Origin of the sequence: Bradyrhizobium sp. CSA112, assembly GCF_029051645.1 — a bacterium.
In the GTDB taxonomy this organism is placed as follows: Bacteria; Pseudomonadota; Alphaproteobacteria; order Rhizobiales; family Xanthobacteraceae; genus Bradyrhizobium.
Genome location: NZ_JAACFS010000001.1, coordinates 510,423 through 535,678 on the forward strand (window position 1 = coordinate 510,423; position 25,256 = coordinate 535,678).

The 25,256-nt window shown below is 62.7% G+C and carries 20 protein-coding genes; 14 read left to right on the forward strand and 6 right to left on the reverse strand.

What is annotated here, in order from left to right; all coding sequences use genetic code 11:
* Nucleotides 1-26: 26 nt before the first annotated feature.
* Entirely contained in the window at nucleotides 27-1,442 is a 1,416-nt protein-coding gene (locus GWE18_RS02590) for an amidase family protein (protein ID WP_275184225.1), read from the reverse strand.
* Nucleotides 1,439-2,485: a LacI family DNA-binding transcriptional regulator gene (locus GWE18_RS02595; protein ID WP_275184226.1), complete on the reverse strand. Its 1,047-nt coding sequence runs from the start codon at nucleotides 2,483-2,485 to the stop codon at nucleotides 1,439-1,441. Before GWE18_RS02595 ends, GWE18_RS02590 begins: the two co-directional genes overlap by 4 nt.
* A gap of 203 nt (nucleotides 2,486-2,688) precedes the next feature.
* On the opposite strand from GWE18_RS02595, the gene GWE18_RS02600 reads away from it, so the two are divergent.
* From GWE18_RS02600 to GWE18_RS02635, 8 genes are all read left to right on the forward strand, one after another.
* Complete coding sequence (locus tag GWE18_RS02600; RefSeq protein WP_275184227.1) at nucleotides 2,689-3,630, forward strand: ABC transporter permease; 942 nt, start codon at nucleotides 2,689-2,691, stop codon at nucleotides 3,628-3,630.
* Nucleotides 3,631-3,644: 14 nt separating this feature from the next.
* On the forward strand, nucleotides 3,645-4,538 hold the full coding sequence (locus GWE18_RS02605) for an ABC transporter permease (RefSeq protein WP_275184228.1): 894 nt from the start codon (nucleotides 3,645-3,647) through the stop codon (nucleotides 4,536-4,538).
* On the forward strand, nucleotides 4,535-5,524 hold the full coding sequence (locus GWE18_RS02610) for an ABC transporter ATP-binding protein (RefSeq protein WP_275184229.1): 990 nt from the start codon (nucleotides 4,535-4,537) through the stop codon (nucleotides 5,522-5,524). The genes GWE18_RS02605 and GWE18_RS02610 overlap by 4 nt, the downstream gene beginning before the upstream one ends.
* On the forward strand, nucleotides 5,521-6,555 hold the full coding sequence (locus tag GWE18_RS02615) for an ABC transporter ATP-binding protein (protein WP_275184230.1): 1,035 nt from the start codon (nucleotides 5,521-5,523) through the stop codon (nucleotides 6,553-6,555). The genes GWE18_RS02610 and GWE18_RS02615 overlap by 4 nt, the downstream gene beginning before the upstream one ends.
* A gap of 18 nt (nucleotides 6,556-6,573) precedes the next feature.
* Nucleotides 6,574-8,139, forward strand: a complete 1,566-nt coding sequence (locus tag GWE18_RS02620) for an ABC transporter substrate-binding protein (RefSeq protein WP_275184231.1) — start codon at nucleotides 6,574-6,576, stop codon at nucleotides 8,137-8,139.
* Between the two features lie 449 nt (nucleotides 8,140-8,588).
* Nucleotides 8,589-8,870, forward strand: a complete 282-nt coding sequence (locus tag GWE18_RS02625; RefSeq protein ID WP_275184232.1) for a hypothetical protein — start codon at nucleotides 8,589-8,591, stop codon at nucleotides 8,868-8,870.
* A gap of 357 nt (nucleotides 8,871-9,227) precedes the next feature.
* On the forward strand, nucleotides 9,228-12,002 hold the full coding sequence (locus GWE18_RS02630; protein WP_275184233.1) for a winged helix-turn-helix domain-containing protein: 2,775 nt from the start codon (nucleotides 9,228-9,230) through the stop codon (nucleotides 12,000-12,002).
* Nucleotides 12,003-12,217: 215 nt separating this feature from the next.
* Nucleotides 12,218-13,213, forward strand: coding sequence for a tripartite tricarboxylate transporter substrate binding protein (locus tag GWE18_RS02635; RefSeq protein ID WP_275184234.1), 996 nt, complete (start codon nucleotides 12,218-12,220; stop codon nucleotides 13,211-13,213).
* A 90-nt stretch (nucleotides 13,214-13,303) separates the two neighbouring features.
* Here the strand turns inward: GWE18_RS02635 and GWE18_RS02640 are convergent, their stop codons facing one another.
* The 3 genes from GWE18_RS02640 to GWE18_RS02650 all read right to left on the reverse strand — a co-directional run bounded on the left by GWE18_RS02640 (nucleotide 13,304) and on the right by GWE18_RS02650 (nucleotide 17,885).
* Nucleotides 13,304-16,378: a winged helix-turn-helix domain-containing protein gene (locus GWE18_RS02640; protein ID WP_275184235.1), complete on the reverse strand. Its 3,075-nt coding sequence runs from the start codon at nucleotides 16,376-16,378 to the stop codon at nucleotides 13,304-13,306.
* 159 nt (nucleotides 16,379-16,537) lie between these two features.
* On the reverse strand, nucleotides 16,538-16,879 hold the full coding sequence (locus GWE18_RS02645) for an AraC family transcriptional regulator (RefSeq protein WP_275184236.1): 342 nt from the start codon (nucleotides 16,877-16,879) through the stop codon (nucleotides 16,538-16,540).
* A gap of 112 nt (nucleotides 16,880-16,991) precedes the next feature.
* A complete protein-coding gene (locus tag GWE18_RS02650) occupies nucleotides 16,992-17,885 on the reverse strand; it encodes an SDR family oxidoreductase (RefSeq protein ID WP_275184656.1) in 894 nt (297 codons plus the stop codon).
* A 458-nt stretch (nucleotides 17,886-18,343) separates the two neighbouring features.
* Between GWE18_RS02650 and GWE18_RS02655 the strand changes: the two genes are divergently transcribed.
* From GWE18_RS02655 to GWE18_RS02670, 4 genes are all read left to right on the forward strand, one after another.
* Nucleotides 18,344-19,399 (forward strand): catalase family peroxidase, encoded by a 1,056-nt coding sequence (locus tag GWE18_RS02655; protein ID WP_275184237.1) that lies wholly within the window; start codon nucleotides 18,344-18,346, stop codon nucleotides 19,397-19,399.
* Nucleotides 19,396-19,959, forward strand: a complete 564-nt coding sequence (locus GWE18_RS02660; protein WP_275184238.1) for a cytochrome b/b6 domain-containing protein — start codon at nucleotides 19,396-19,398, stop codon at nucleotides 19,957-19,959. Before GWE18_RS02655 ends, GWE18_RS02660 begins: the two co-directional genes overlap by 4 nt.
* A 118-nt stretch (nucleotides 19,960-20,077) precedes the next feature.
* Nucleotides 20,078-20,578: a DNA starvation/stationary phase protection protein gene (locus tag GWE18_RS02665; RefSeq protein WP_275184657.1), complete on the forward strand. Its 501-nt coding sequence runs from the start codon at nucleotides 20,078-20,080 to the stop codon at nucleotides 20,576-20,578.
* Nucleotides 20,579-20,614: 36 nt separating this feature from the next.
* The gene (locus tag GWE18_RS02670) at nucleotides 20,615-21,352 is read left to right on the forward strand and encodes a YoaK family protein (protein ID WP_275184239.1); all 738 of its coding nucleotides are present in this window, start codon (nucleotides 20,615-20,617) and stop codon (nucleotides 21,350-21,352) included.
* Nucleotides 21,353-21,500: 148 nt separating this feature from the next.
* Here GWE18_RS02670 and GWE18_RS02675 read toward each other — a convergent pair whose 3' ends face one another.
* Entirely contained in the window at nucleotides 21,501-22,289 is a 789-nt protein-coding gene (locus tag GWE18_RS02675; RefSeq protein WP_275184240.1) for an SDR family oxidoreductase, read from the reverse strand.
* A gap of 406 nt (nucleotides 22,290-22,695) precedes the next feature.
* Between GWE18_RS02675 and GWE18_RS02680 the strand changes: the two genes are divergently transcribed.
* Together GWE18_RS02680 and mdcA are read left to right on the forward strand one after the other, a co-directional pair.
* Nucleotides 22,696-23,481 carry an alpha/beta hydrolase gene (locus tag GWE18_RS02680; protein WP_275184241.1) on the forward strand — a complete coding sequence of 262 codons (786 nt, stop codon included), beginning with the start codon at nucleotides 22,696-22,698 and terminating at the stop codon, nucleotides 23,479-23,481.
* A gap of 94 nt (nucleotides 23,482-23,575) precedes the next feature.
* Nucleotides 23,576-25,246, forward strand: coding sequence for a malonate decarboxylase subunit alpha (gene mdcA, locus GWE18_RS02685; protein ID WP_275184658.1), 1,671 nt, complete (start codon nucleotides 23,576-23,578; stop codon nucleotides 25,244-25,246).
* Nucleotides 25,247-25,256 lie beyond the last annotated feature (10 nt).

Sequence of the window (25,256 nt, forward strand, 5' to 3'; positions counted from 1 at the left end):
TAGATGGCGGAAAACGATCGTCATCGTCATGATCGAGCGCCGAACTCCTGCTCGATGCGAGCGGCAAAGGAGAGAAGTCGCTCCTCGCTGTGCGGAGGTCCGACGATCTGCAACGAAACCGGCATGCCATCCAGGTCGCGGCCGGCCGGAACTGCAAGCGCGGGGCAACCGAGGATAGACCAGACGTAAGTGATCATGATCCAGTCGATATAAGTGTCGGATGCCTGGCCATCGATCTCGGTCGGCCAGCGGACGTCGACGGGAAATGGCGTGACCTGCGTGGTCGGACAGATCAGGATATCGAAATCCGCAAAGAAGCTCATGGCGCGGCGATACAGCGCCGCCCGGTGCGCCATCGCGCCTGCGATGTCAGCGGCGGAGAGGTTTTCGCCATAGCCGATGTCGCCGGCAACTTCAGGCGTGAAGCGCTCGCGCGATTGCGGCCAGTGCTTGCCCCAGGTCGCAAGATAGGCGAGGCCGCGGAGCGCGCGGATGACAGCGGGCACACCGGAGAGATCGGGAGCCGCCTCGATCATCGCACAACCGCCGCGTCGCAGCCGGTCGATCGCACGGCCGAAGCCGGAACGGATGCCACCGGCGACAGGGAGGAGGTCAAGGTCCTCGGAGACCGCGACCCGTGTGGTCCAGTTAGGCCGCGCTGCCGCGTTCTGGAACGACATAGGCTTCTTCTCGCGCGATATGAGGTCGGCGGCATGGAAGCCGGTCATCGCATCCAGCATCAATGCGAGATCGGGGATCGTCCGGGCCATCGGTCCCTCGACGAAGACGGTATCGAAGGGATCGGACAGCGGCTTGCGCGCTACAAGGCCGGGCGTGGGCCTCAGACCTGCCACACCGCAGAAGGCGGCCGGCGTGCGCAGGCTGCCGCCGACATCATTGCCGTGGCCGAGATAAACCTGATGTGCCGCAAGTGCTGCCGCCGAGCCGCCGGAGGAACCACCCGACGTCAGCGCGGGAAAAAACGGATTGCGGGTCGCGCCGAACAGGGCGTTGGTCGTGTTGGCGCCGCCGAGTTCGGACAGATTGCTCTTGCCGATGACGATCGCGCCGTTGCGCTGCAGGCGGCTGATGGTCGGATCCGAGACGTCGGGCACGCGACCTGCGGTCAGTGCGCTGCCGCCGCTGGTAGGCACGCCTGCAACATCCGTATTGTCCTTGACCGCAAGCGGCAGGCCGCAAAGCAGAGGCCAGCCTTCGCCGACAGCCGCCCTGTCCATCAGGCGGCGCGCCGCGCTGCGGGCAGCGTCGAAGCAGCGGACGGGGATCGCGTTGATCGCAGCATCCGTCGCCTCGATCCTGTCGATAGCGGCATCGACGACGTCGAGCGGCGACAGATGGCGCTTGCGGATCTCTGAGATCGCCTCGACGGCTGACAGTTCGAGAATGCCGGCGGACGGCGCGGGAATAGACAGATCGTTCATGGCTGCTTCCGGATGGCGGCGGTGGAGCCGCGCACCACGAGCGCCGGCGGCAACTGGATGGATCGCTCGTTGTCATCCTCGTCCATGCCGGACCGGCCTTCGGAGATGCGTCTCAGGAGGGTTGAAACGGTTGTCTCGGCGATTGCCTCGGACGGCTGGGTCACGACGGTCATGCCGGGGCGCACGAGGCCGGCCCACGGCAACTCATCGACAGCGATGACGGAGAGCTCGTCGGGAATGGACAGGCCGCGTTCGCCGACGGCGCGCAGCAGCCCGAGAGCCAGATGGTTGTTCGTCGCGAAGATCGCCGTCGGCCGTGTGGAGCGCGACAGCAGCCGAAGAGCAGCCGCATGACCAGCCATTTCCGAAAAGTTGTTCTTCTCGATCAGCCGTTCGTCAAGCGTCACGCCGCGTTCGGCGAACCCTGTCCGAAAGCCATCCAACCGATGGCGTGCGATCTGATGCTCGGGTGAACCCATGATCACGCCGACGCGCCGATGGCCGAGATCGTCGAGATGTTCCGCCGCCAGCCGCCCGAGCGTCAGATTGTCCGTGGTGACGGAATCAAGATCGAGGCCTTCGATCCGCCGGTCGACCAGGATGCCGGGCATCGGCAGGCTGGATAGCGCAGCGAGGCGGCCGCTCCAGCCACGGCGCGTCGGAATGACGATGGCGCCATCAGCACGCTGCGACAGCAGCATCGCCAGATGCCGCTCCTCCCGTTCCGGATCTTCGGCGCTGTTGCAGAGAATGACCGAATAACCGGCGGCACTCGAAAGCCGTTCGATATTCTCGACCAGCCTCAGGAAGTAGGGATTGGTGAGGTCTGCAACGAGCAGGCCGAGGATGCGCGTTGCGCCGCTCCGCAAGCTGCGCGCACTGGCATGCGGTGCATAGCCGAGCTTCTGCGCCGCGGCGTTGACGCGTTCCTGCAGAACTTCGCTGACTTTGCCCGAACGGTTAAGCGTCTTCGATACTGTGGCGACTGAAACGCCGGCCAGCCGCGCGACCTCGTGGATGGTGGGCAAAGGCCCTGCAGACATCGGTCCCTCTCATTTGTTAAACGTTTTCTTAGCGAGTCGAGCCATGGCGGACAAGTCTGATCTTGTAGGTTGCTTTGAGGGGTATTGCGAATAATATGAGATCGTGCTTACTAGAAAAAACGTTTAACAGCGGAGGAAAGGGTGGGGAGCGGGCTCTGCGTCTTGAGGCGGCTCGGCCGTACTTGCGGGCCTGAGGGGACCGCATGACAAGTTATGTCCTGGGCCGCCTGCTCGCAGCCGCTCCCGTGCTGCTCGCGGTCGCGGTGTTCGTCTTCCTGTTGCTGAGTCTGGCGCCCGGCGACCCGGCCGTGCTTATCGCCGGTGACTTCGCCTCGCCGCAGCAGGTGGAGGCGGTGCGCCAGGCGCTCGGGCTCAATTTGCCGTTGCTGCCGCGGTTCCTGACCTGGATGGGGCGCATGCTGAGCGGTGATTTCGGCCTGTCGCTGTTCAGCCGCATCCCGGTTTCGCAGCTCATCGCACAGCGCGTCGAGCCGACGCTGATCCTCTCGCTGATGACGATCACGATCGCGGTTTTCGTCGCGGTCCCGCTCGGTCTGGTAGCTGCCTATCGTCCCAGGGGTTTTGTTGCACGCTTGACAATGGCCGGCGCGGTGCTCGGCTTCTCGGTGCCCGTCTTTGTGGTCGCGTTTGCTCTCGTCTACACGCTGGCACTCGGCCTGCACTGGTTTCCGGTGCAGGGTTACAAGCCGCTGTCCCACGGCGTCCTGGGTTCGCTCCACTCGCTCGTGCTGCCGGCGATCTCCCTGTCTTTCCTCTATATCGCGTTGATCGCGCGGGTTACACGCGCGGCGGTGCTGGAAGTGCTGCGCGAGGACTATGTGCGCACCGCACATGCCAAAGGGCTCGCGGGACGCAAGATCATTTCACGGTACGTGCTCAGCAACGCTGCCGTGCCGATCATCACCGTCGTAGGCATCGGGTTCGCGGCGCTGCTCGGCGGCGTCGTCGTCACTGAAACGGTGTTCAGCATTCCGGGCCTCGGCCGGCTTACAGCCGACTCGATCCTTCGGCGCGACTATCCTGTGGTGCAGGCGCTCATCCTGCTTTTCGCCGGGGTCTATGTCGTCGTGAATCTCGCGGTCGACATCCTCTATGCCGTCGTCGATCCACGGATCCGGTACTGATGGAGCCGCGGCCGATGACGATCACCTCGACGGCAGGCGGGCTCGAGAAGCCGGATCTCGGCGGCAACCGGCTCGGCCGCATCGCAAGCTTCCCGCTGCGCCAGCCGATGCTGACCGCGAGCTGCGGCCTGCTTCTCGCATTCGGCGTGCTCGCCCTGGCAAGCCCCTGGATATCTCCGGATCCGGCCGCGCTCGATCCGCTGAATCGGCTGACCCCCCCATCGCTCGATCAGCCGTTCGGCACCGACCAGGTCGGCCGCTCGGTCATCGCCCGCGCGCTGTGGGGAACGCGCGTGTCGCTTTGGATCGGGATTGCCGTTGCCGTGGTCGCGACCCTCGTCGGCGTAACCATCGGCGTCATCGCCGGCTATTTCCGCGCGGTTGATACGGTCGCTATGCGGGCCATGGATGCCGTCATGGCGATCCCTGCGATCCTGCTCGCAATCGCGCTCGTCGCATTGATCGGAGCCTCGCCGTTCGTGATCATTACCGCGATCAGCGTGCCGGAAATCCCGCGCATGGCGCGCGTGGTACGCGCGAGCGTCCTGACATTGCGCGAACGCGTCTTTGTCGAGGCAGCGATCACCTGCGGCGGGCGCACGACGACGATCCTTCGCCGGCACATCCTGCCCGGTGCCGCGGGGCCGATCATGGTGCAGACGACCTACGTCTTTGCGTCCGCGATGATCCTGGAATCGATCCTGTCCTTCCTCGGCGCGGGCACGCCGCCTGATGTGCCGAGCTGGGGCAACATGATGTCGGAGGGTCGGCAGTTCCTGCAGATTGCGCCATGGATCCTCGGCTTTCCCGCACTGATGCTTGCCGCCACCGTGCTTGCCGCCAATCTGCTTGGCGACGCGCTACGCGACCTGCTTGACCCGAGCCTGCAGGGAGGTGAGGTGCGATGAGCGCTCCGCTTCTCTCCGTCGAGGATCTCGGGGTCACACTCAATGCGGGAGCCATTCCGATTTCATTGGTCCGCAATGTCTCCTTCTCAATCGATCCGGGCGAAACGCTATGCCTGGTCGGTGAAAGCGGCTGTGGCAAAAGTCTAACGGCGCTGTCCATCATCGGCCTGCTCAACCGCAAAGTCATGCAGATCTCCTCCGGCCGAATCCTTTTCGAGGGGCGTGATCTCGTCTCGCTTCGCGCCGAAGAAATGCGGCGGCTGCGTGGTGACCGCGTCGCCATGGTGTTCCAGGAGCCTATGACATCGCTCAATCCGCTACAGCGGATAGGTCAGCAGATCGCCGAGGTGATCGTCGAACACCGCGGCGTCTCCGAAGCCCACGGGCTGCGGCAGGCGCTGCAGCTCCTCGACCTCGTACGCATTCCGGATGCGCGGCGGCGGGCGGAGGAGTTCCCACACCAGCTCTCCGGCGGCATGCGACAGCGGGTAATGATCGCCATGGCGCTCGCGCTTCGTCCGGCCTTGCTGATCGCCGACGAACCCACGACAGCGCTCGACGTCACCATCCAGGCGCAGGTCCTGACGCTGATCGACGATCTTCGGCGCGAGTTCGGTACGTCGGTGCTGCTAATTACGCACGATCTGGGCGTGGTTGCGGAAATGGCCGATCGGGTCGTCGTGCTTTACGCCGGCAGCATCGTGGAGCAGGCAAGCGTCAACGATCTCTTCGACAGCGCGGCGCATCCCTATACGCGCGGCCTGCTCGGCGCGATCCGGCAGCTCAACAGCGGCAGTCGGGATCGTCTCGCGGAAATTCCGGGCAATGTCCCGAGCCCGGCGTCGCTTGGAACGGGTTGCTCCTTCCGCCAACGCTGCGCCTCGGCCATGCCGGTCTGTCATTCCGAAATGCCGCCGCTGTCTGGCGCAGGCCCGCATCAAGCGGCCTGCTGGCTTGGCAGGATCGAGGAGGAGATGACGGTATGAGCGCGGTGCTGGAAGTCTCCGGCCTGACGCAGGTCTTCACATCGCAGAAAGGTCCGTTCGGACTCTTCGGCCGACGCGAACTGCGGGCTGTCGACGACGTCAGCTTCGGGGTCGAACGCGGCCGCACGTTCTGTCTCGTCGGTGAGAGCGGCTGCGGCAAGACGACGATCGGCCGGATGGTCGTGCGTCTCTTGAAACCGACCGCCGGCTCTGTCCGCGTCAACGGGGAGGATTTTGGTAACTTGGCCGGCGAGACGCTGCGGCGCAAACGCCAGCAGATCCAGATGGTATTCCAGGATCCGCTCGCCTGTCTCAATTCGCGCATGACGGCCGCCGAGATCGTCGAGGAGCCGCTCCTGAACTTCGGCATTGGCGATGCCGCCTCGCGCCAACGCAAGGTCTTGCGCCTGTTCGATCGGGTCGGTCTGCCGCAGTATTTCCATTCCCGTCTGCCCCATCATCTATCGGGCGGGCAACGCCAGCGCCTCGGCATCGCCCGGGCGCTTGCGGCAGAGCCGTCGCTGATCGTCGCCGACGAGGCCGTCGCCGCGCTCGACGTGTCGATCCGCTCGCAGATCCTCAATCTGTTGAAGGAGGTGCAGCGGGAGATCGGAATTTCCTATCTCTTCATCTCGCACGATCTGTCCGTGGTGCGTTATCTCGCCGACGACGTCGCGGTAATGTATCTCGGCGCCATCGTTGAGCAGGCGCCGGCAGAGGCGATGTTCGGTGCTCCCGCGCATCCTTATACGCGCGCACTGATCGACTCAGTACCTGTGACCCATCCGCGCAATCGCCGCCGCCGTTCGCCGCTCGAAGGGGAGGTACCGAGCGCTGCTGCGTTGCCTTCGGGCTGCCGTTTCCGGACGCGCTGTCCCTTCGCCACGGACATCTGCGCGCAGCAGGCGCCGCCGATGACCGAGATCGCGGCCAACCACTTCGTCGCCTGCCATCATTCGCAATCACTGCCGCCACCGAACGTCACGCGCTCCGGCGCGGCCGAAGACATCGCAGTCGTTAAAAAACAGTGAAACGGGAGGAGTACCAAAATGAAACCGTCGAATAGACTGTTTGCCGTCGTTGTTGCGGCAGGCTTGTTGGGTGCCGTGTCACCCGCCTTTGCCGAGACGGTTCTGAAGATCCGGCCGTTCGGTGATCTCAAGCAGATCGATCCCGTCATCACGTCCGACTACATGGTCCGCAACCACGGCTACATGGTCTACGACACGCTATTCTCGCTGGACGAGCAACTCGCCGCACAGCCGCAGATGCTTGAAGCCTGGTCAGTCAGCAATGATCAGCTCACCTACATATTCACGCTACGCGGTGGCTTGACCTTCAGCAACGGTCAGCCGGTGACGTCGGAAGATGCGGTCGCTTCGTTGAAGCGTTGGTGGCAGCGCGACGGCCTTGGCCAGCAGCTTGCCTCCGTCAGCGACAGCCTGACCGTCAAGAACGACAAGACTTTCGAGCTGAATCTCAAGCGTCCGTGGGGCCTGGTGATCGAGGCGCTCAGCAAGCCGAGCTCCAACGTGCCGTTCATCATGCCGAAAGCAATCGCCGCAACGCCGGCTGATACCGCGATCACCGATGCGACCGGCTCAGGTCCCTTCATCATGAAGAAGGACGAGTGGGTCCCGGGCTCCAAGGTGGTCTATGTGAAGAACCCGACTTACAAGCCGCGTCAGGAGCCGGCGAGCGGCCTGGCCGGTGGCAAGATAGCCAAGGTCGATCGCGTCGAATGGCACTATATTCCGGATGCGCAGACCGCGCTCAACGCACTGCAGGCCGGTGAGATCGACCTCTTCGAGGAAGTTCCGCCGGACTTCTTGCCGACGCTCGCGGGCAACCCCGACATCAAGACGATGCCGCAGGATACCCTGGGCATGCAGATGGTATTCCGCATGAATACGGCGGTGCCGCCCTTCAACAACCAGAAGGTCCGTCAGGCGATCAGCTACATGATCGATCAGGAGAAGTTCGCGCGCGCCTACGTCAGCGATCCAAAACTCTACAAGAACTGCCCGAGCTTCTTCATGTGCTCCTCACCCTACTTCACGGCAGACGGCTGGGTGAAGCCGGATATCGAAAGGGCCAAGAAGCTGATCGCCGAGAGTGGATATGATGGTACGCCGGTCGTGGTGCTGCATGCCACCGAAAGCGGCCCGACCAACACGTTCAGCCTCGTCGCCGAGCAATTGATGCGGCAGATTGGTCTCAAGGTCGAACCGCAGGCGATGGACTGGGGCACGCTGGTCGGACGCCGCGCCTCGAAGGAGACTGTCGACAAGGGAGGCTGGTCGGTTTTCATGTCAGGGCCGACGGGCGCGGACATGTTCGAGCCGGTGGGACATCTCGGCCTTCGCGCTAACTGTGCGAAGGCATGGTTCGGCTGGCCCTGCGACGAGAAGATCGAGAAGCTGCGCAGCGACTTCGCGCTGGCGACCGACGCCGAGCAGAAGAAGAAGATCGCGACCGAGCTCCAACTCCGGGCGGTGGAGTATGTGCCCTACTGGCCGGCGGCGCAGCTTTACCTGGTGCGGGCCGTGCGCAGCAACGTCGACGGCATCGTGAAGGCGGCCGTCCCGGTCTATTGGAACATCGCCAAGAAGTGATGCTTGCGGACCTGAGCGTCGAGTTTCGCGACGCTCAGCTTGCTCGGCTTCGTCGCCTTTGCGCGCCAATCCCAAGGAGCGGCTTTATCCGGGTATGTATGCGGAGGTCTCACTCGAGATGAACCGGCACCCCATGCGCTTACCGTACCCACCGCGGCCGTAGGTTCGGATGGCAACGGCAGCTTCATGTACACGATTTCCGACAACCGGATCACGCGCCTATCCGTCGAGACCGGCCCAGAGAAGCTCATTCTTCCTTCCTTCCGCATGAAAGACCCTGAGACCGTGAGACGATCTTCTTCAGGATCGCACCAATAGTTGTCGTCATCGACGGTGAAAACGGAATCCTGTCTCCGTTGTAATGATCCGCTCGCGTGATCGTGCATGGTCAAACCGCGCGCGGCACCCAACTCAAGGTCCAGGTAACTGCAACACATGGAGTATGGCCCGTGAGACCGCTTTCGTTTCTTTGCATCGTCGCCTGCCTTGCGCTCTCGGGCGCGGCGTCTGCCCGCGGTGGCGGGGGATCGCATATGTCGATGGCGAGCGGCGGTGCGCTCGGTACGAGCGCCGCTGCGCCGGGAACGAATTCCCTGGGCACCGCACTGCCGTCATCCGGCTTCGGCGGTCACGCCATGAAGGGGCCGCTGCTCGGCACGGATCCTACCATCGACAAGGACGACGCACGGCTTGAGAAGATGCTCGAAGGATCTATCTGCCGCGGCTGTTGAGGGAAGCGGATTGTGCCGCGTTGACCGGGGCTCGACGCTGGGCGACCTTCCAGCTATCGATCATGAATGCAGCGCTGTCGCTGCGCATCGTGGGCGCGAAGCGAAGGCCTGCAGGGTGGTTACTGGCTCGGCTCTTGGCCACACTTCTTGGCTCGGCATGTCGTCCGGCAAATCGGTGCCGGATTGCAGGTCACCTCTGTCTTTGGGCGAATTGCTTTTTCTGTTTGAGGGCTGATGGTACGGGCAGAAACTTAGAAATTGCTTAGGGTTATCCCAATGATGGCTGGGCAAGGCCAGCGCCCTGTCTACGTATGCGCGGAATGGGCAATCGATCTTGCCAGACGAGAATTGCGCTCCATGGGGAAGCCCGTTCCGTTGGGAGGACGGGCCTTTGAAATTCTTGCGGAATTAGTCCAGGCGGGGGGCGATCTGGTATCCAAGAACGACCTGGCGGAGCGGGTGTGGCGGGGGGTCTTCGTCGAGGAGAGCGCGCTTCGGGTGCATATCGCGGCGATCCGCAAGGCCTTCGGCCCCGATCGCGACATGCTGGGCACGATGGTCGGCCGTGGCTATCGCCTGCTGGGGGCATGGCGGATCCGCCATGTGGAGGCGCCGCTTCAATCTGCCGCGCCCGAGTTGCCGCCGTCGACCAACATTCCCATGGCGAGGTTCGATCTCATCGGCCGCACCGCCGCGATCGCGCATCTGTGGGAGCTACTGTCAGCCTATCGGATCGTGAGCCTCGTCGGGCCGGGGGGAATCGGCAAGACAGCGCTAGCGCTACAGGCCGCCAGATCGCCGCCGGCCGACTTTGCGGCTGATCGATTGCTGATCGAACTGGCCTCCCTGTCCAATCCCGAACTCGTTCCGTCGGCCGCCGCCGGTGTGCTCGGCATCAAACTGGAAGGCGAGGAGATTTCACCGGAATCCGTCGCGCGCGCCATCGGCGCCCGGCAACTGCTGCTTATCCTCGACAATTGCGAGCATGTCGTCGATGCTGTGGCCAGGCTGACGGAAACGATCGTCGGCCGCTGTCCCGAGACGACCATCATTGCAACCAGCCGCGAAGCGCTGCGTATCGATGGCGAGCACGTCTATCGCGTTCCTGCGCTGGGCGTGCCGCCCGAAGCCCGGCTTGCGCCCGACGCCGTATTTGAGCACACCGCGGTAGAATTGTTCATGACCAGGGCGCAAGCGCTCGGTTCCAATTTCGCGCGCAACGAAGAAAACCTGGGGGCCGTCGCGGCGATTTGCCGGCGGCTGGACGGCATTCCGCTCGCGATCGAGTTTGCCGCCGCGCGTACCGTGATGCTCAGTCCGCCGAAAATCGCGGCACTTCTCGACGACAGGTTCAAATTCCTGACGACCGGTCGGCGCACTGCGGTGCCCAGACAGCAGACGCTTCGCGCGACGCTCGACTGGAGTTACGACCTGCTCCCGGAAGCCGAGGCGTGGGTTCTGCGGCAGCTCGGCATATTCGCCGGAGATTTCCTGCTCGATGCGGTGATTGCGGTCGCCGGCGATCACAGGAGTGATGTCACCGGTCAGCTTACCAATCTGGTGGCCAAGTCGCTCGTTGTTGCCGACATTCGCGGGGACCACCCTTATTATCGCCTGCTGGATTCGACGCGCGCTTATGCGTTGGAGAAGCTGCATGCGAGCGGCGAATATCCCGACGCGGCCCGCCGTCACGCGGAATATTATTGCGGTTTCTTCGCCAGTGCAGAAGCCGATAGCGAGCTGAAACCGCAGGCGGAGTGGCTTGCTATCTATGGCCGGCACATCGACAACGTACGCACCAGTCTTGATTGGGCATTCTCGCGCGGCGGAGGCGCGCAGATCGGCGCGGCGTTGACCGCCGCGGCGGTGCCGCTATGGGCGCAATTGTCGCTGCTCGCAGAATGCCGCGAGTGGACCGAGCTGGCGCTGGCAAACCTTGATGAGACCGCCACGAACGCAATGCGGCTGCGCATGCAATTGTCGGCCGCACGTGGCTGGTCGCTGATGTACGGTGTTGGAAGGGCTCGGGAAGCCGGTCCTGCCTGGGCTGCGACCCTGCAACTCGCCGAGCAACTCGGTGACAGCGATTATCGGTTGCGTGCTCTTTGGGGGCTGTGCATCGATCAATTCAACAATGGCGAGTTTCGCAAGGCGCTTGAATTCGCGCACCGCTTCGCTGCGGTCGTGGCGGATTCCAGCAATTCCGTCGACCGGATGATGGCCGACCGGCTTTTCGCCACCACGCTTCATTATCTCGGTGATCAGAGGCTGGCGCATCACCACATTACGCGGACCTTGTCGTCCCTTGCGGATCTGTCGCCGAAGCCGCAGCTCATCCGTTTTCGGTTCGACCTGCGGGCCTCGGCGCACTATTTCCACGCCCGCATCCTGTGGCTGCTTGGATTGGCGGATCAGGCATTGAGCGTCGTCGAGCACAACATCGAGGAAGGCCGTGCGAGCGGTCACGCCCTGACATTCTGCAGCGTGCTGGGGCAGGGCGCCTGCCCAATCACTTTCTTTGCCGGTGATCTCGACGCTGCGGAGCGCTACTGCACATTGCTGATCGAGCACACCGAACGTCACCCGATCCGCCTGTGGAACGTGTGGGCGCGTGCCTTCAGAGGCGTGGTGATGGCGCGACGCGGCTCCGTCACTGCCGGACTGCCTGTGCTGCGCAAGGCGCTTGAGCTGGCGGGCGATGCACGATTCTTGCCGCGCTTCCTGCTTCCGCTGGGCGAACTGGCGGCATGCCTTGGCGAGGCCGGCGAGGTGTCGCAGGGGCTTGTCACGGTCGACGAGGCGCTTGCGCGATGCGAGGCGAGGGACGAACGGTGGTACGAGGCCGAGCTCCTGCGCATCAGAGGTGAACTATTGCTGCACGCTGGCGAGTATCGCTCTGTTGCTTCGGCCGAACAGGCCTTCGACAAAGCGTTCGCGGTGGCACGCAGCCAGGGCGCGCTGTTTTGGGAGCTAAGAACGGCGATCAGCCTTGCGCGATTGAGGATCAGTCAGGACCGTCCCGCCGACGCACGTCACATTCTCGCTTCCGCATACGGGAAATTCACCGAGGGTTTCGAGACATCGGATATGAGATGCGCGAGAACGATGATGGGGCAGCTTTCGACCGGGTAGGTTCGAACGGCGGTGCCCGGAGGCAGCGCCCGACCTATACAATCGGGTGCGTGAGGCTTCGCGGAGCGCCGCATCCCACGGCAGCCGTGGCGACACGCGAGCCGTCTCTCAGCGGCGCTTGCCATGTTGTCGATGCAGGGCAGCGGACTCCATGAGCGGTGTTTTCTCGTGCTTCGCTATTGTAAGGTGATCAACGCAGGTCTCTGAAGGGAAGAATGTACCTTTTGTCACGGCGAGAACTCCTTGAAACGGCTGCGTGTGTCGCCGCGTTGGTCGCATGGCCGGGCTGCGCAACCGCCGATGATTACCCCTCTCGCCCTATCAGGCTGGTAATCCCTTATACGGCCGGCGCCGCTGGTGACCAGATCGGCCGGCCGTGGGCCAACGCGATCGCGCCGTTGCTGGGCCCAACCTACATCGAGAATATTGGCGGCGCCGGCGGCGCGATCGGTTCGTCCGTCGTGGCGCAAAGTGCGGCCGACGGCTATTCGCTTCTGCTTGGCAACGGCAGCACCCAGGTGATGATTCCGTTGTCCTCGGCGCATCCTGCCTACGACACGGTCCGCGATTTCCGGGCGATTTATCGCCTGATCACCAGCACGCTTGCTGTCGCAGTTCATCCTTCACTGCCGGTCAAGAACCTGCAGGAGCTGGTCGCTTACGCGAAGGCCAATCCCGGCAAACTTTCCTATGGGACGCCGGGAGTCGGCACCGGCAATCATCTTGTCGGCGAGATGTTCAAACTACAGTTCGGTATCGCGGCGGACTTCGTCCATGTCCCCTATCGGGGCATGGGGCCCGCAACCAACGACCTGATCGGTGGCCAGATCTCGTCGATCATCGCCGTTGTCTCGAGCCAGCTCCTGCAATTGCACGAGGCGGGCACGCTGCGAATACTCGCCGTGACGAGCGAGGAGCGGTTGAACAGCGCGCCGGAGATTCCGACTGTCATCGAATCCGGCATGCCGGACCTCAAATATGCCGGCTGGTTTGGCTTATTTGCGCCCAAAGCAACTCCGGATGCAATCGTGGATCGGATCGCCGCGGCAACCCGCACGGCTATGGCCGCTCCGGCTCTGCAGGAAACCTACCGTTCGCAAGGATTGGAGCCGGACATCAATTCAAGCCCGGACAAATTTCAGCAGTTGGTCGAAGACGAGCTGGGCCGTTTGGCTCCCGTCATCAAATCGATCGGGCTCAAACGGGATTGAGGCAGGAATGGTTTGCGCCGTGTGCGACGATCGAACGTGCGCCGGTGTAATCGTCGACGGCGAAGGTGCCGCATGCGCGCCTGCCGCGGATCAATGGGCCGCGAACGAGCCCGAACGTGGAGAGCCCAGTTCCGCGAGCAATTCGCCGGCCGCCCTCAGGCCGCGTGTGTGGAATCCCTCGGTAAATCGCCCATGGATCGGCGCGAGCATGTCCAGCGCTTCTTCGCGGCGGCCTTGCCGCAGCCACAGCCTCGCGAGGCTGATCGCGGTACGCAGTTCATAACCCAGCGTACCCTGACATCGGGCCAGCTCAAGCGATTGCTTCAGGCTCCGCTCCGCTTGCGGGAAATCCGGGTTGCGCTTGCGCATCAGCACTTCCGCCCTTGCCCGCATCATGTCGGGCATTTCCATCATGAAGTTACAATGTCGGGCCTGGGCAATCGCCCGATCAATCGTGTCCAGTGCTTCATTGTCGTGATCGGTCGCCGCCAAAGCTGCCGCGAGCGGTACGCAAAGCCCGGCTACTGCGCCGAAACGTTGGCTCTGCAGCTTCTCGACCGAATCTTTCAGCATGGCGAGCCCAAGACCGGCCTCGCCCCGCGCCAACAGCGCGATTCCTTTCATGGCCTCGCCGACGATTTGGAGGGTAAGGAGGCTGTGTCTGCGGGTCTCAACAACGATCCTGTCAATGTGCTCTTCGTAGTTCTCCAGCTCCTCGTTCCAATAGAAGACATCGAATGCCGAGAGCAGCGCTCTGCAGAGCATGATCGGATGGTTCATGGTGATCACGTGGGAGATGGTTCTGCGCGCCGTTTCCGTGGCCTGATCGGGATATCCCTGAAGCCAGAGAATGCGGGCAAGGGTGATGTGAGCACGCCCGGTATAGTCGAGAGGCAGGCCGCCATGGATTTTGGCTTCCAGGCTCGGATGCGACAAGGCGGCTTCGATGTACGAGCGCGAGGCGGCAACGTCGCCAAGATAGTGGCAGGAAATGCTCAGCGATACGCGCATGCGCGCCACGGCGGCGGGGTCTTCGCTGGCGATGGCAACGACCTCGCCTCGTTTGGCGGTCTTCAATGAGTCGTCGAAGTTGCCGGCGAACAATTGGAGCAGATGGAGCCGGTCGATCAGGCCGATCTGACTGGGCACGTCGCCGGTCTTCTCGGCCAGCCCAAGCGCCCGGTTGAGGCAGGCAACACCGAAATCGTCGATCTGTCCCGTGAGCAGGCGGGCCGATCCCAGCGCGGCGTGAAGTGCGAGGTCTTGCCTGACGTTCCCGGCCGTTTCATCGAGCGCTTCAATGGCGCGCATGACCCAGAGCTGGCATTCAGCCAAAAGCGACAGCTTGAAGAACAGAGGTATCGATGCCGCAGCGAGGGCCACGCCGGTTCTGCGGTCTCCTTGATCCGAGAAGCACCATGTCAGCGCGCCGCGTATGTTGGCGACCTGATCAGCGATCGTCGATAGATGTTGGTCCGTCTCGCCACCTATGCTTTCAAGCAGACCAAGAAAGTAGGAGGCGTGGCGTTGCGACATCATCCGGCCGTCCGCCCCGGCGGCAAGTTTCTCCTGCGCGTAGGCCCGGGTCGTGTCCAGAAGCCTGTAGCGCGTCGATGGCGCGCCTGTGTTCAGCGCCAGCATCGACTTGGCGACCAGGCTGGGGAGGGTTGCCATGATCGCGTCATCGTCGGTCTCTTCGGAGGCGGCGATCGATCGGGCGGCTTCCAGGGTAAAGTTGCCGACGAACACGGACAGCCGGCTGAGGATCACACGCTCCGGCTCGGAGAGGAGATTGTAACTCCATTCGATCGTTGCCCGCAGCGTCCGGTGTCGGGGCAGTGCGGTGCGTCGGCCCTCCCACAGCAGATTGAAATGCTTGTCGAGCAGTTCGAGCATGGATTTGACGCCGTATGTGCAGACGTGACCTGCGGTGAGCTCGATTGCAAGCGGGATGCCGTCGAGCCGGCGGCAGAGGTTGCCGACATCCGACGCATTCGCATCTGTCAACTCGAACTCGCCACCCCCGGCAGTCGCGCGCTCCACGAAGAGTTCGACGGCAGGGTAGGCGAGCGCGTTCGCAGCCGTCAGACCGGCGTCTTCCGGCGGGCTTGTCAGGGGCGGCAGACGATGTAGGTGCTCGCCTTCGACACGCAGCAACTCGCGGCTCGTGGCCAGGATGTGCAGCTCCGGCGCCTCTTTGTAAAGCCGTTCGGCCAGTGCCGCCGCCGTCTCGATGACATGCTCACAGCAGTCCAGAATCAGCAGCATTCGCCTGTCGCGCAGGAATGCCGCCAGGCTGCCGGAGAGATCGTTTGATTGAGCCGGCAGCCCAAGCGCGGATGCGGCGATGCTGGGTACGAGAGCGGCGTCGCCGATCTCGCCGAGGCTGAGAAAGTGGACCTGACCGGCAAACTCCGCGAGCAGGGCATGGCCTGTGGAAACAGCGACCGTCGTCTTGCCGATGCCGCCAGGGCCAACGATGGTAACGAAACGCTGGGTCTTCAGCTTTTCGGATATGTCTCCGATGGCCTGCTCCCGTCCGGTCATCCGTCGCGAATGTGCTGGCAGGTTGTGGCCGTGAGCGAGGGTGGACTTGACCGGCGCGGGCTCTGCGCTTTCCGTGCGCGACACCGGGCCGACGAAGCAGTAGCCCTGTCCGGAGACCGTGCTCAGATATTTGGCGCCGGCGTTGCCGTCCCCGAGCGCCTTGCGAAGTGCCGCGACGTGGACGCGCAGGCTGCCTTCATCAACGCTGGCGTCAGGCCACGCCTTGGCCATCAGATCGCTCTTGCTGACGACGGTGCCTGCCTGGAGGACCAGCGTCAGCAGAATGTCGAACGCACGATCCGACAGCTGGATCGGGCTGCCATCTCTTTCGATCCGCCTCTGTGCGGCATGCAGGCGAAACGGCCCAAAGACGAAGATATCTTGGGCCGAATGTCCAGCAATGGTCGTCGTGTTACTGCTTCGCCAGCGGGAGTCCATTTTTGGGGGATCTCGACCCGACAGCCGACTTGTTACGTTCCATGACTTGGGAGCGACCAAAGCCTGGGAGCGCACCAAGGCTTGTGAACGTAGCGGCAGCCTCAAACGTAACATCCGACAGTATCTGGGTAAAGGATCGCTAGCGCATGACTCGTGCGTCACTTTCGCCCCGGTGGACATGCCAGTTCGGACAAATGTCCCAATTTTTCAGAAAACAGTCCCGGATTACGGAAAAGGACCAAAACCGCCGCCATTCAATGTTCGCGAGACGTCGAGCCTGGCGGCTAATTCCCGGGATCATCGGACGATGGCTGAATGTGCGGCGCCAGCGTCCGGGGCTCAGCCGGCGTACTGCTTGAGCGCAGCGTTGAGATGGCTCTGGCTCGAGAAGCCGCAGAGTGCGGCGACTTCCGCCAATGTGAGGTTCGATCGTTCGAGGAGCTCCTTCGCCTTGCTCAGATCGAAAACGTAGGTCTTGCCCGCATCCCAGGTCTCGACAGGGACGGGGCGGCCGTTATACCAGCACTCGTGATCAACGATGTCCTTGAGAAACACCGACACGAGGAACGCGTCATCATATCCCAGCGAGGCGCTCTGCTCGATCGGTTTGTCGAACTGCAGTTCGGTGACGGCAAGAAGCCCGCGGCGCAGGGTTCGTTGATGTGTCGGCGGAGAGGGCATCCCAAAGCAATCGGAAAACTCCGCGCCATATGCGCGAGATCGCCGCGATCTCGATGCTCCAGACGGGTTGCTCATCCAGGCCGACGCCGCATATTTGAGAGACAGGCTTAGTCTATCCGATAATCGTCGGCTTGAGAATGTCTGGAAGACCGATCCGGCGAAGCAGTTCTGCCCGAATGCGATCGGCGACTGCGTCGACGACAGCAGCCCCATCATCGTCCAGCCCGAAATGAATCCGAAGCGGACGCTGTCCGAACGGCGTGTCGACGACGTTCACGATTGCACTCGCGACGTCTTGCGGGGCCGTATCCCTGGGCGAAAGCTCTGCGAGGCCGGAAAGTGCGATTTCGCTCACGTCGGCGGTCGGACCATCCGCGTACTCTTCCGCCCGAATGGTGTCGGCCGGCCTGCCAGAGCGCACATAGTGGCCGGGCCCGAGCGCGCCGGGAACGACGATCGTCGTCTCGATGCCCCAACGTGCGAGCTCGCCGGCGTAGCCCAATGCCAGCGCATCCAGCGCCGCTTTTGACGAAGCATAGGCACCGAGGAAAGGCACCGAGCCGCCTCGCGCGCTACTCGACGTGATCCATATGAGCAGGCCCTGTCCCTGTTTACGCAATTGAGGCAATGCCGCTCGATTGACACGCTGCGTGCTCAGCACGTTGGCATCGTAAAGCTCGGCGAGTTGCTCCGGCGTGAAGGACTCCGCCGGTCCGTAAACCACTTGCCCGGCGTTGTGCACGATGACGTCCAGGCGGCCATTTTCGGCAATGATGGTCTCGATGGCCAAACTCACGGAGGCTTCCGAAGAAACGTCGAACTCGATCGTGCGTAAATCGACGCCATGCTGGCGGGCGTCTGCTCTGATTTCCTCAGCGCGACGTGCGTTGCGGTCGTTGGTTTCTCGCGTTGAAACATAGACCGTGTGCCCCGCCTGCGCCAGCTCCTCGCAGATGCTTCTTCCGATTTCGTTTGCGGCTCCCGTGATGATGATCACTTTACTCATTCGATCCCCAATCGCATCCAAAGTCTCCGCCATAGGCAGCCCCCTCAAGGCATAGCCGTATCGTTTCGTGATGCGACTCGCCGCCTTTTGAGCGAAGAGCATCTGGAAATAGAGTGCCGCGCTGGGTGGGTCTTTCGATCGTTGAGAGCGATTCCCAAAAAGCACGAAAGTTTTCGAAAAGGCCCGGCTCCGGTGACGGGACAGTCTCGATGGAGGGTTATCCAGGCAGATTCGTCGATGTGGCGCTTGTCCACTGAATTGGGCACGCCCCGCGCGATCCGACAAACCCACATGATGGGATGCAGATCCCGAGTCTGCCCGACGTGCCTTCTCGAAATTGCAGGTGCGGTTGAGAAGATCGATGCTGCGGTGGCCCGCTACAAGGAAGCCATGCCTTTCGACAGACGGATCGCAGACATCCAATCACCAAAGCGGCTCGCGCATCACAAGGAGACGGAATGAACCAGCCAGGCAAACTACCGCGCTCGGGCCTTGGATCGCTCGTCCTGATCGCGGCCCTTCTCGGAGGCGTCGCCGCCGCCTTCGCATACACCGCAGGCTGGCTCTCGCCCGGACGTCTCACGCCGGAGCGGATGATCGAGGCGCTGACGCCACCGAGCGGCGCGCCGCTAGGGCACCGGCGAAACCATGCCAAGGGAATCTGTTTCACCGGCGTGTTCGAGGCGAACGGCAACGGCGTAGAGCTCTCTAAAGCCAATGTCCTCGCGCAAGGTAGATACCCCGCCATGGGCCGCTTCAATCTTGGCACGGCCGATCCGAATGCGGTGGATGCGACCGTGCGCGTCCGCGGCATGGGGCTGCTGATCTCGACGGCGGACGGCGAGGAGTGGCGCACCGCGATGATCAACCTGCCGGTCTTCCCGGTTTCCACGCCCCAGGCATTTCACGAAATGCTGCTTGCATCGGCCAGCAAGGATCCTGAGGCGGTGAAGGCATTTGCCAGTGCAAATCCGGAGTTTGCAGCGTTCGCGGCCTGGGCCAAGACGGCGCCCTGGACCGACAGTTATGCGGAAGAGGCGTACAACAGCCTTAACAGCTTCATCTTCACGGATGCGAACGGCAGCGATCACGCGGTGCGATGGTCGCTCCTGCCGTCGGCACAGCCGATTCTGATTTCACAAGCCGACCTCGACAAGCGCGGCCCGGATTTTCTCGAGCAAGAGATCAAGGAACGGGTTTGGGCCGCCGGTCCGCAAACGTGGACCCTGGTCATCACCGTGGCCGATCCGGGCGATCCCACTGCCGATCCGAGCAAGGCCTGGCCGAAGGGCCGTCGCACGGTTCAGGTCGGAACCCTGGTCGTGCACCGGATCGAGCCGGAGCGGGATGGTCCTTGCCGTGACATCAACTTCGATCCGACTGTCCTGCCGCCGGGCATCCGAGTCTCGGACGATCCTTTCCCCGCCGCGCGCTCATCGGTCTATCGCAAATCCTATGATTTGCGCGCGGCCGAAGCCAAGGACTATCCGCGAACCGAGGGCGGCAAGCCATGACCAATCCTCCCCATCGTTTTGCCCTGCTTCAACGGCTGCTGCACTGGCTGATGGCGGCTTGCATCTTCGCCATGCTTTTCATCGGCGTGGGCATGGTGTCTACGGTTACGCCGAAATATCTGGCGCTCGTCCTCATCCACAAGACGCTGGGCCTCGTTCTCCTGGCGCTGGTTCTGATCCGGCTGGCGCTGCGGCTGTACTATGGCGCACCGCCCTTGCCGGCCGATCTGCCGAAAGTAATGAAGCTCGGCGCAAGATTGTCGCACCAGATGCTGTATGCGCTGATGATCGTCATGCCGCTGCTGGGCCTCGGGATGCTTTGGGCAGCGGACTATCCGATCGTCCTGTATGGCGGGGTTCAAATTCCGGCGCTGCTGCCGCGGAGCGATGGCATGCACACGCTGCTCTGGAATGCCCACGTCTATCTGGGATTTGCATTCTTCGCACTGGCGCTGCTGCATCTGGCCGCAGGGCTGTTCCACGCATTGATCCGGCGCGACGGCGTATTCGAGACGATCGCACCCCTGCCGCTCCTGGACAGGACGACGCCCGCAGAGTGAAGGCGCTGCGCGCTCGGCGGCATCGCGCGCACGTAATTTGAAAACGCGTTTGGGCCAGAAAGACCACATCGTGTGGCGCGCTACCAGAACTTCCCAACCTGCAACAAGGATACCGACGATGAGCAGAGTAGAACTCCAAAGCCCGACAGATCTTGGAGCCAATGCGAATCGGGACATCCCGGCCGCGCTGAGAGCGCTGCTGGCCGACGTTTTCGCGCTGTATCTGAAAACCAAGAATTTCCACTGGCATGTGTCGGGCAGCCACTTTCGCGACTATCATCTCATGATGGACGAGCAGTCCGACCAGATATTTGCCATGACTGACGACATTGCCGAGCGCGCGCGCAAGATCGGCGGGACAACGATCCGGTCGATAGGCCATATTGCACGCGAACAGCGTATTCTCGACAACGATGCGGAATACGTCGACCCACAGGACATGCTGGCGGAACTGCGCAGCGACAATCAGCAGCTGACGCGGGAAATGCGGCGGGTCCACGAACTCTGCGATGAATATGACGACGTCGCAACGGCAAGCCTCCTGGAGAACTGGATAGACGAGGCGGAACGGCGCATCTGGTTCCTGTACGAGTCTGGCCGAACGGGCCCGAATTCGTGAGTGCAAGGCGCGCCATCCGGCAGGGGAATGAGAGGTGTGGCCAACGGCCACATCGATCGAGCTGATGACGACATCGTGGATCGGCGTGAGATCGCGCAAATGGCTGTGGAAGCGACATCTTCGGGATTGTCCGAAGGACAGGCCGGCACCTATGCGCCAGAACAGTCGCTTCCGGTCGCATGCCTTCTAAGCATGTCGGGGGGCTTCCTCGATGCCTTCACCTGGCTTTCGCTCGGCGGCGTCTTTGCGAATTCGCAGACCGGAAATGTCGTGTTCCTCGGACTATATGCGGCGTCGGGACAATGGCACCAGGCCGCGCATCACTTTCCTCCGATACTGGCCTTTCTCGCGGGCGCATCGGCAGCAACTTTTATTCGGGCGCCACTGCTTTGTCTGGTAGGCGAGATCGCCTGCCTGGCGCTGGTGACGCTGTTGCTGCATCGATTTGCCGAACCGCTTCCGATCGTGGCGATCTCCTTTGGGGTCGCGCTGCAAACGGCGAGCTTCAGACAGGTCGAACGCTGGAAGTACCTCTCGGTCACCGTAACCGGAAACATGCTTCGTGCCATCGACCAACTGGCTCCGGCGCCGGATCGCGAGGCCTTGCATGGCGCGAGAACCATGCTTGCAATTTGCCTGATGTTTCTGCTGGGTGCCACTGTCGGCGGGCTGGTGACAACACGGCTGGGGGCAAGCGGTCTTGCCGTTCCGATTGGCTTGTTGGCGTCCGTGCTCTGGTTCTGCTGCCGGTATCGCGGCCGCCGCCAGAGCTGAGTCATCTCCCAGATCATACGCATTCGGACCCGGGCATTCGTTTCAGGAGGCCTGAAGCATTCGGCGGCTCGTCAATGAAAACGCATGACGCCGCGCCGTGATCCTTGTCGATCGCGGCGCAACGGGGCCGTCCGCCGGCCGCAACGGTTCAGGCGATGGTGCTGACAATGCCGCCTTCAGCCCGCAGTGCCGCGCCGTCAGTAGCAGAAGCCTCCTTTGAAGCAACATAGACAACCATGTTGGCGATCTCCTCGACGCTGGCGAAGCGCTGCAGCAGCGAACTTGGGCGGTGCTGCTTGACGAAGTTTGCCGCCGCCTCATCTACCGATTGGCCGTTCTGCCTGGCGAGATCTTTCACGAAGGTCTCGACGCCCTCGGACATGGTCGGTCCGGGCAGGACGGAGTTGACGGTGACGCCGGTGCCGCAGGCGATCTGCGCGAGGCCGCGCGCGACCGCGAGTTGCGCTGTCTTGGTCATGCCGTAGTGGATCATCTCGGTTGGGATATTCAGCGCCGACTCGGACGAGATGAAGATGATGCGTCCCCAGTTGCGTGTCATCATGCTCCGCAGGTAGGCGCGAGATAGGCGCACGCCGGACATGACGTTGACCTCGAAGAAGCGGGTCCAGTCCTCGTCAGGGATGTCGAAAAAGCCTTTCGGCTCGAATATGCCGGCATTGTTGATGAGGATGTCCACCTCGGGAAGCGCAGCCACCAGTGCCTTGCAGCCGCCCGCGGTCGATACATCGGCGGCAATGCCGCACACCTTGCCGCCGACACCGTCCAGCTTGCGGACGGATACATCGACCGTGTCCTGGTTGCGCCCGTTGATAAAGACGTTCGCGCCAGACGCCGCCAACCCTTTGGCAATGGCGTATCCGATGCCGGACGTTGAACCTGTCACTAGCGCCGTTTTGCCCGAAAGATCGATCTTCATGCGTCTCTCCATATATGAGGGTGTTGGCAGACGCTCATTGGATCAACGGGAACGCTGCTTGACAAGCAAGACTGATCAGCACTCAAGCCATTGCTACTTCGGGATGACCATCATCCCGACACTGCCGCAGCCATCTCCATATGCAGAATCATCGTCGGCGTGCCGGCTGCCGCCGGTGACGATAGCGATCCGGGCTTTCGGGACGTCGTGACTATCTGTGTGCATGGTGGGCTCTCGATCCGTTGAAGTGCACGCCTTAGATAGAGCAGGAGAGGAAGAGGCGCGAGTAGCCATCCACGTCGCCAGCGTTTGCGGGCGTGCGAAGTGGCAAGAACGGTTGTTTGAGGAAATACGCCGGCAACCGTCGAAACTAGGGTCGCATCATTCCAACCTGGAGTGATCTGACATGAAACGCCTCACCGCCTGCCTGGCCTTTGCGGCCGCCTTTTCGTTGCTCTCGGCCGCTGTCCCGGCGAGCGCGGAGCCCCTGAAGAATATCGTTCTGGTGCACGGCGCCTGGGTGGACGCATCCGGATGGAAGCCGGTCTACGAAATCCTGACCAGGGAAGGCTTCCACGTCAGCATGGTGCAGGAGCCGGAGACGTCGTTTGCCGATGATGTCACGGCAGCGAAGCGGGTTCTGGATCTCCAGGACGGTCCCACGCTCCTGGTCGGGCACAGCTATGGCGGATCGATCATCACCGAGGCCGGGGTCCACCCCAAAGTCGTAGGCCTCGTCTACGTCGCCGCGCACGCGCCCGATGTCGGTGAAGATGAATCGACGCTGGGCAAGAAGACGCCGAGTGTGCTCGCGAAGACCGAGGGCGCTATCAAGGTCACGCCGGACAAGTTCACCTATCTCAACCCGGTCGAATTCCCGAAGCTGTTCGCGCCGGATCTGCCGCGCGAGCGGGCGGAGTTCGTCGCGCGGTCCCAGGTTCTCGCCGCCGCTCAAGTGTTCAGCACGCCGCTGACCGCGGCTGCATGGAAGACAAAGCCGAGCTGGGGCATCGTCGCCGGCGGTGACCAGATCATCAATCCCGATCTCGAGCGCTGGTACTACGAGCGCGCCAAGAGCCACACAACCGTCGTCCCGGGCGCCAGCCACTCGGTCTACGAGTCGCATCCCAAGGAAGTCGCGGCCGTCATCACCAACGCCGCCCGCAACGTCGAGAAATTGGCGGCCCGCTGACGCATCGGACCGATGCGCGAGTTCTGGCGGATCTGCTGAAGGGCTCGTCCGCCAGAATGACCAAATCTGCCAGACCAGGATACTCCACATGTTGATGTCGACGAACGCTGAAAAAAGTACGACGACCTGGCAGCATCACCGCGAGGCGCGCGATAGCAGGCTCGAGGCCGGTGCCAGGCTGGCGCGCGGCAAGACCGTGGAAGCGCGGGATGCGACCCGTCTGCTGGAGGCCGTCATTCGGCCGGGTGACCGCGTCTGCCTGGAAGGCGACAACCAAAAACAGGCGGATCTGCTCAGCCGTGCTCTTCTTGCTGTCGATCTTTCCAAGGTGAACGATCTGCACATGGTGCAGTCGGGCGTCGTGCTGCCCGAGCATCTCGATCTGTTCGACCGCGGTGTCGCCAGGAAGCTGGACTATGCCTATTCGGGCCCGCAATCGGCGCGCATTGCGCATATGCTGTTCGGCGGCAAGATCGAGCTGGGGGCGGTCCACACCTATCTCGAACTGTTCGCCCGCTACTTCATCGACCTGACTCCGCACGTCGCGCTGATCGCTGCGGTCAGCGCCGACCGCGAAGGAAATCTCTACACCGGCCCGAACACCGAGGACACGCCCACCGTGGTGGAGGCGACCGCGTTCAAGGACGGGGTGTTGATCGCCCAGGTCAATGAGATTGTCGACCAAGTGCCGCGCGTCGACATTCCAGCGGACCGCGTCCATTTCGTCGTCAAGGCTGACAAGCCGTTCTTCGTCGAGCCTCTCTTCACGCGTGATCCTGCCGCGATCACCGAAGGGCAGATCCTGACCGCGATGCTTGCGATCAAGGGCATCTATGCGCCCTATGGCGTGCGGCGGCTCAATCATGGGATCGGCTTCAGCACGGCCGCGATTGAGCTTCTGTTGCCGACGTTCGGCGACAGGCTGGGCCTGAAGGGCAGAATTGCCACCCATTTCGCATTGAACCCGCATCCAGCGCTGATCCCCGCGATCGAATCCGGCTGGGTGCAGCAGATCCATTCCTTCGGCTCCGAGGTCGGCATGGAGGAGTACATTCGGGCCCGGTCCGACGTCTATTTCACCGGGCCGGACGGCTCGCTCCGGTCCAATCGCGCGTTCTGCCAGACCGCGGGGCTTTATGCCTGCGACATGTTCATCGGCTCCACGCTGCAGATCGACTTGCAGGGAAATTCATCGACCGTCACCACCTCGCGTATCGCCGGTTTCGGCGGCGCGCCGAACATGGGGGCGGATGCCCGCGGGCGGCGTCATCCGAGCGAGCCTTGGCTGAAGGCCGGGGGAGAGGCCGACCCGGACAGTCCGGCCCTGTTGCGCCGCGGCCGCAAGCTGGTCGTGCAGATCGGCGAGACCTTCGGCGATAGGAACGTGCCGCTGTTCGTCGAGAAGCTCGACGCGATCGAACTCGCGGAGAAGCTGAACCTCGAACTCGCGCCCATCATGATCTACGGCGACGACGTCACGCACATCGTTACCGAAGAAGGCGTTGCGAATCTGCTGTTGTGCCGCAATGCCGGGGAGCGCGAGCAGGCGATCCGTGGCGTGGCCGGCTACACCGAGGTCGGCCGCGGGCGAGACCGAAACATGGTCGAGCGCCTGCGCCAGCGCGGCGTGATCCGTCGCCCCGAGGATCTCGGCATCAACCCGCTCGATGCGGATCGCAGCATGCTGGCGGCGCGCTCGATCAAGGATCTCGTGCGCTGGTCGGGCGGGCTCTATGCGCCGCCGTCGAAATTCAGGAACTGGTGAGGACGGAGCG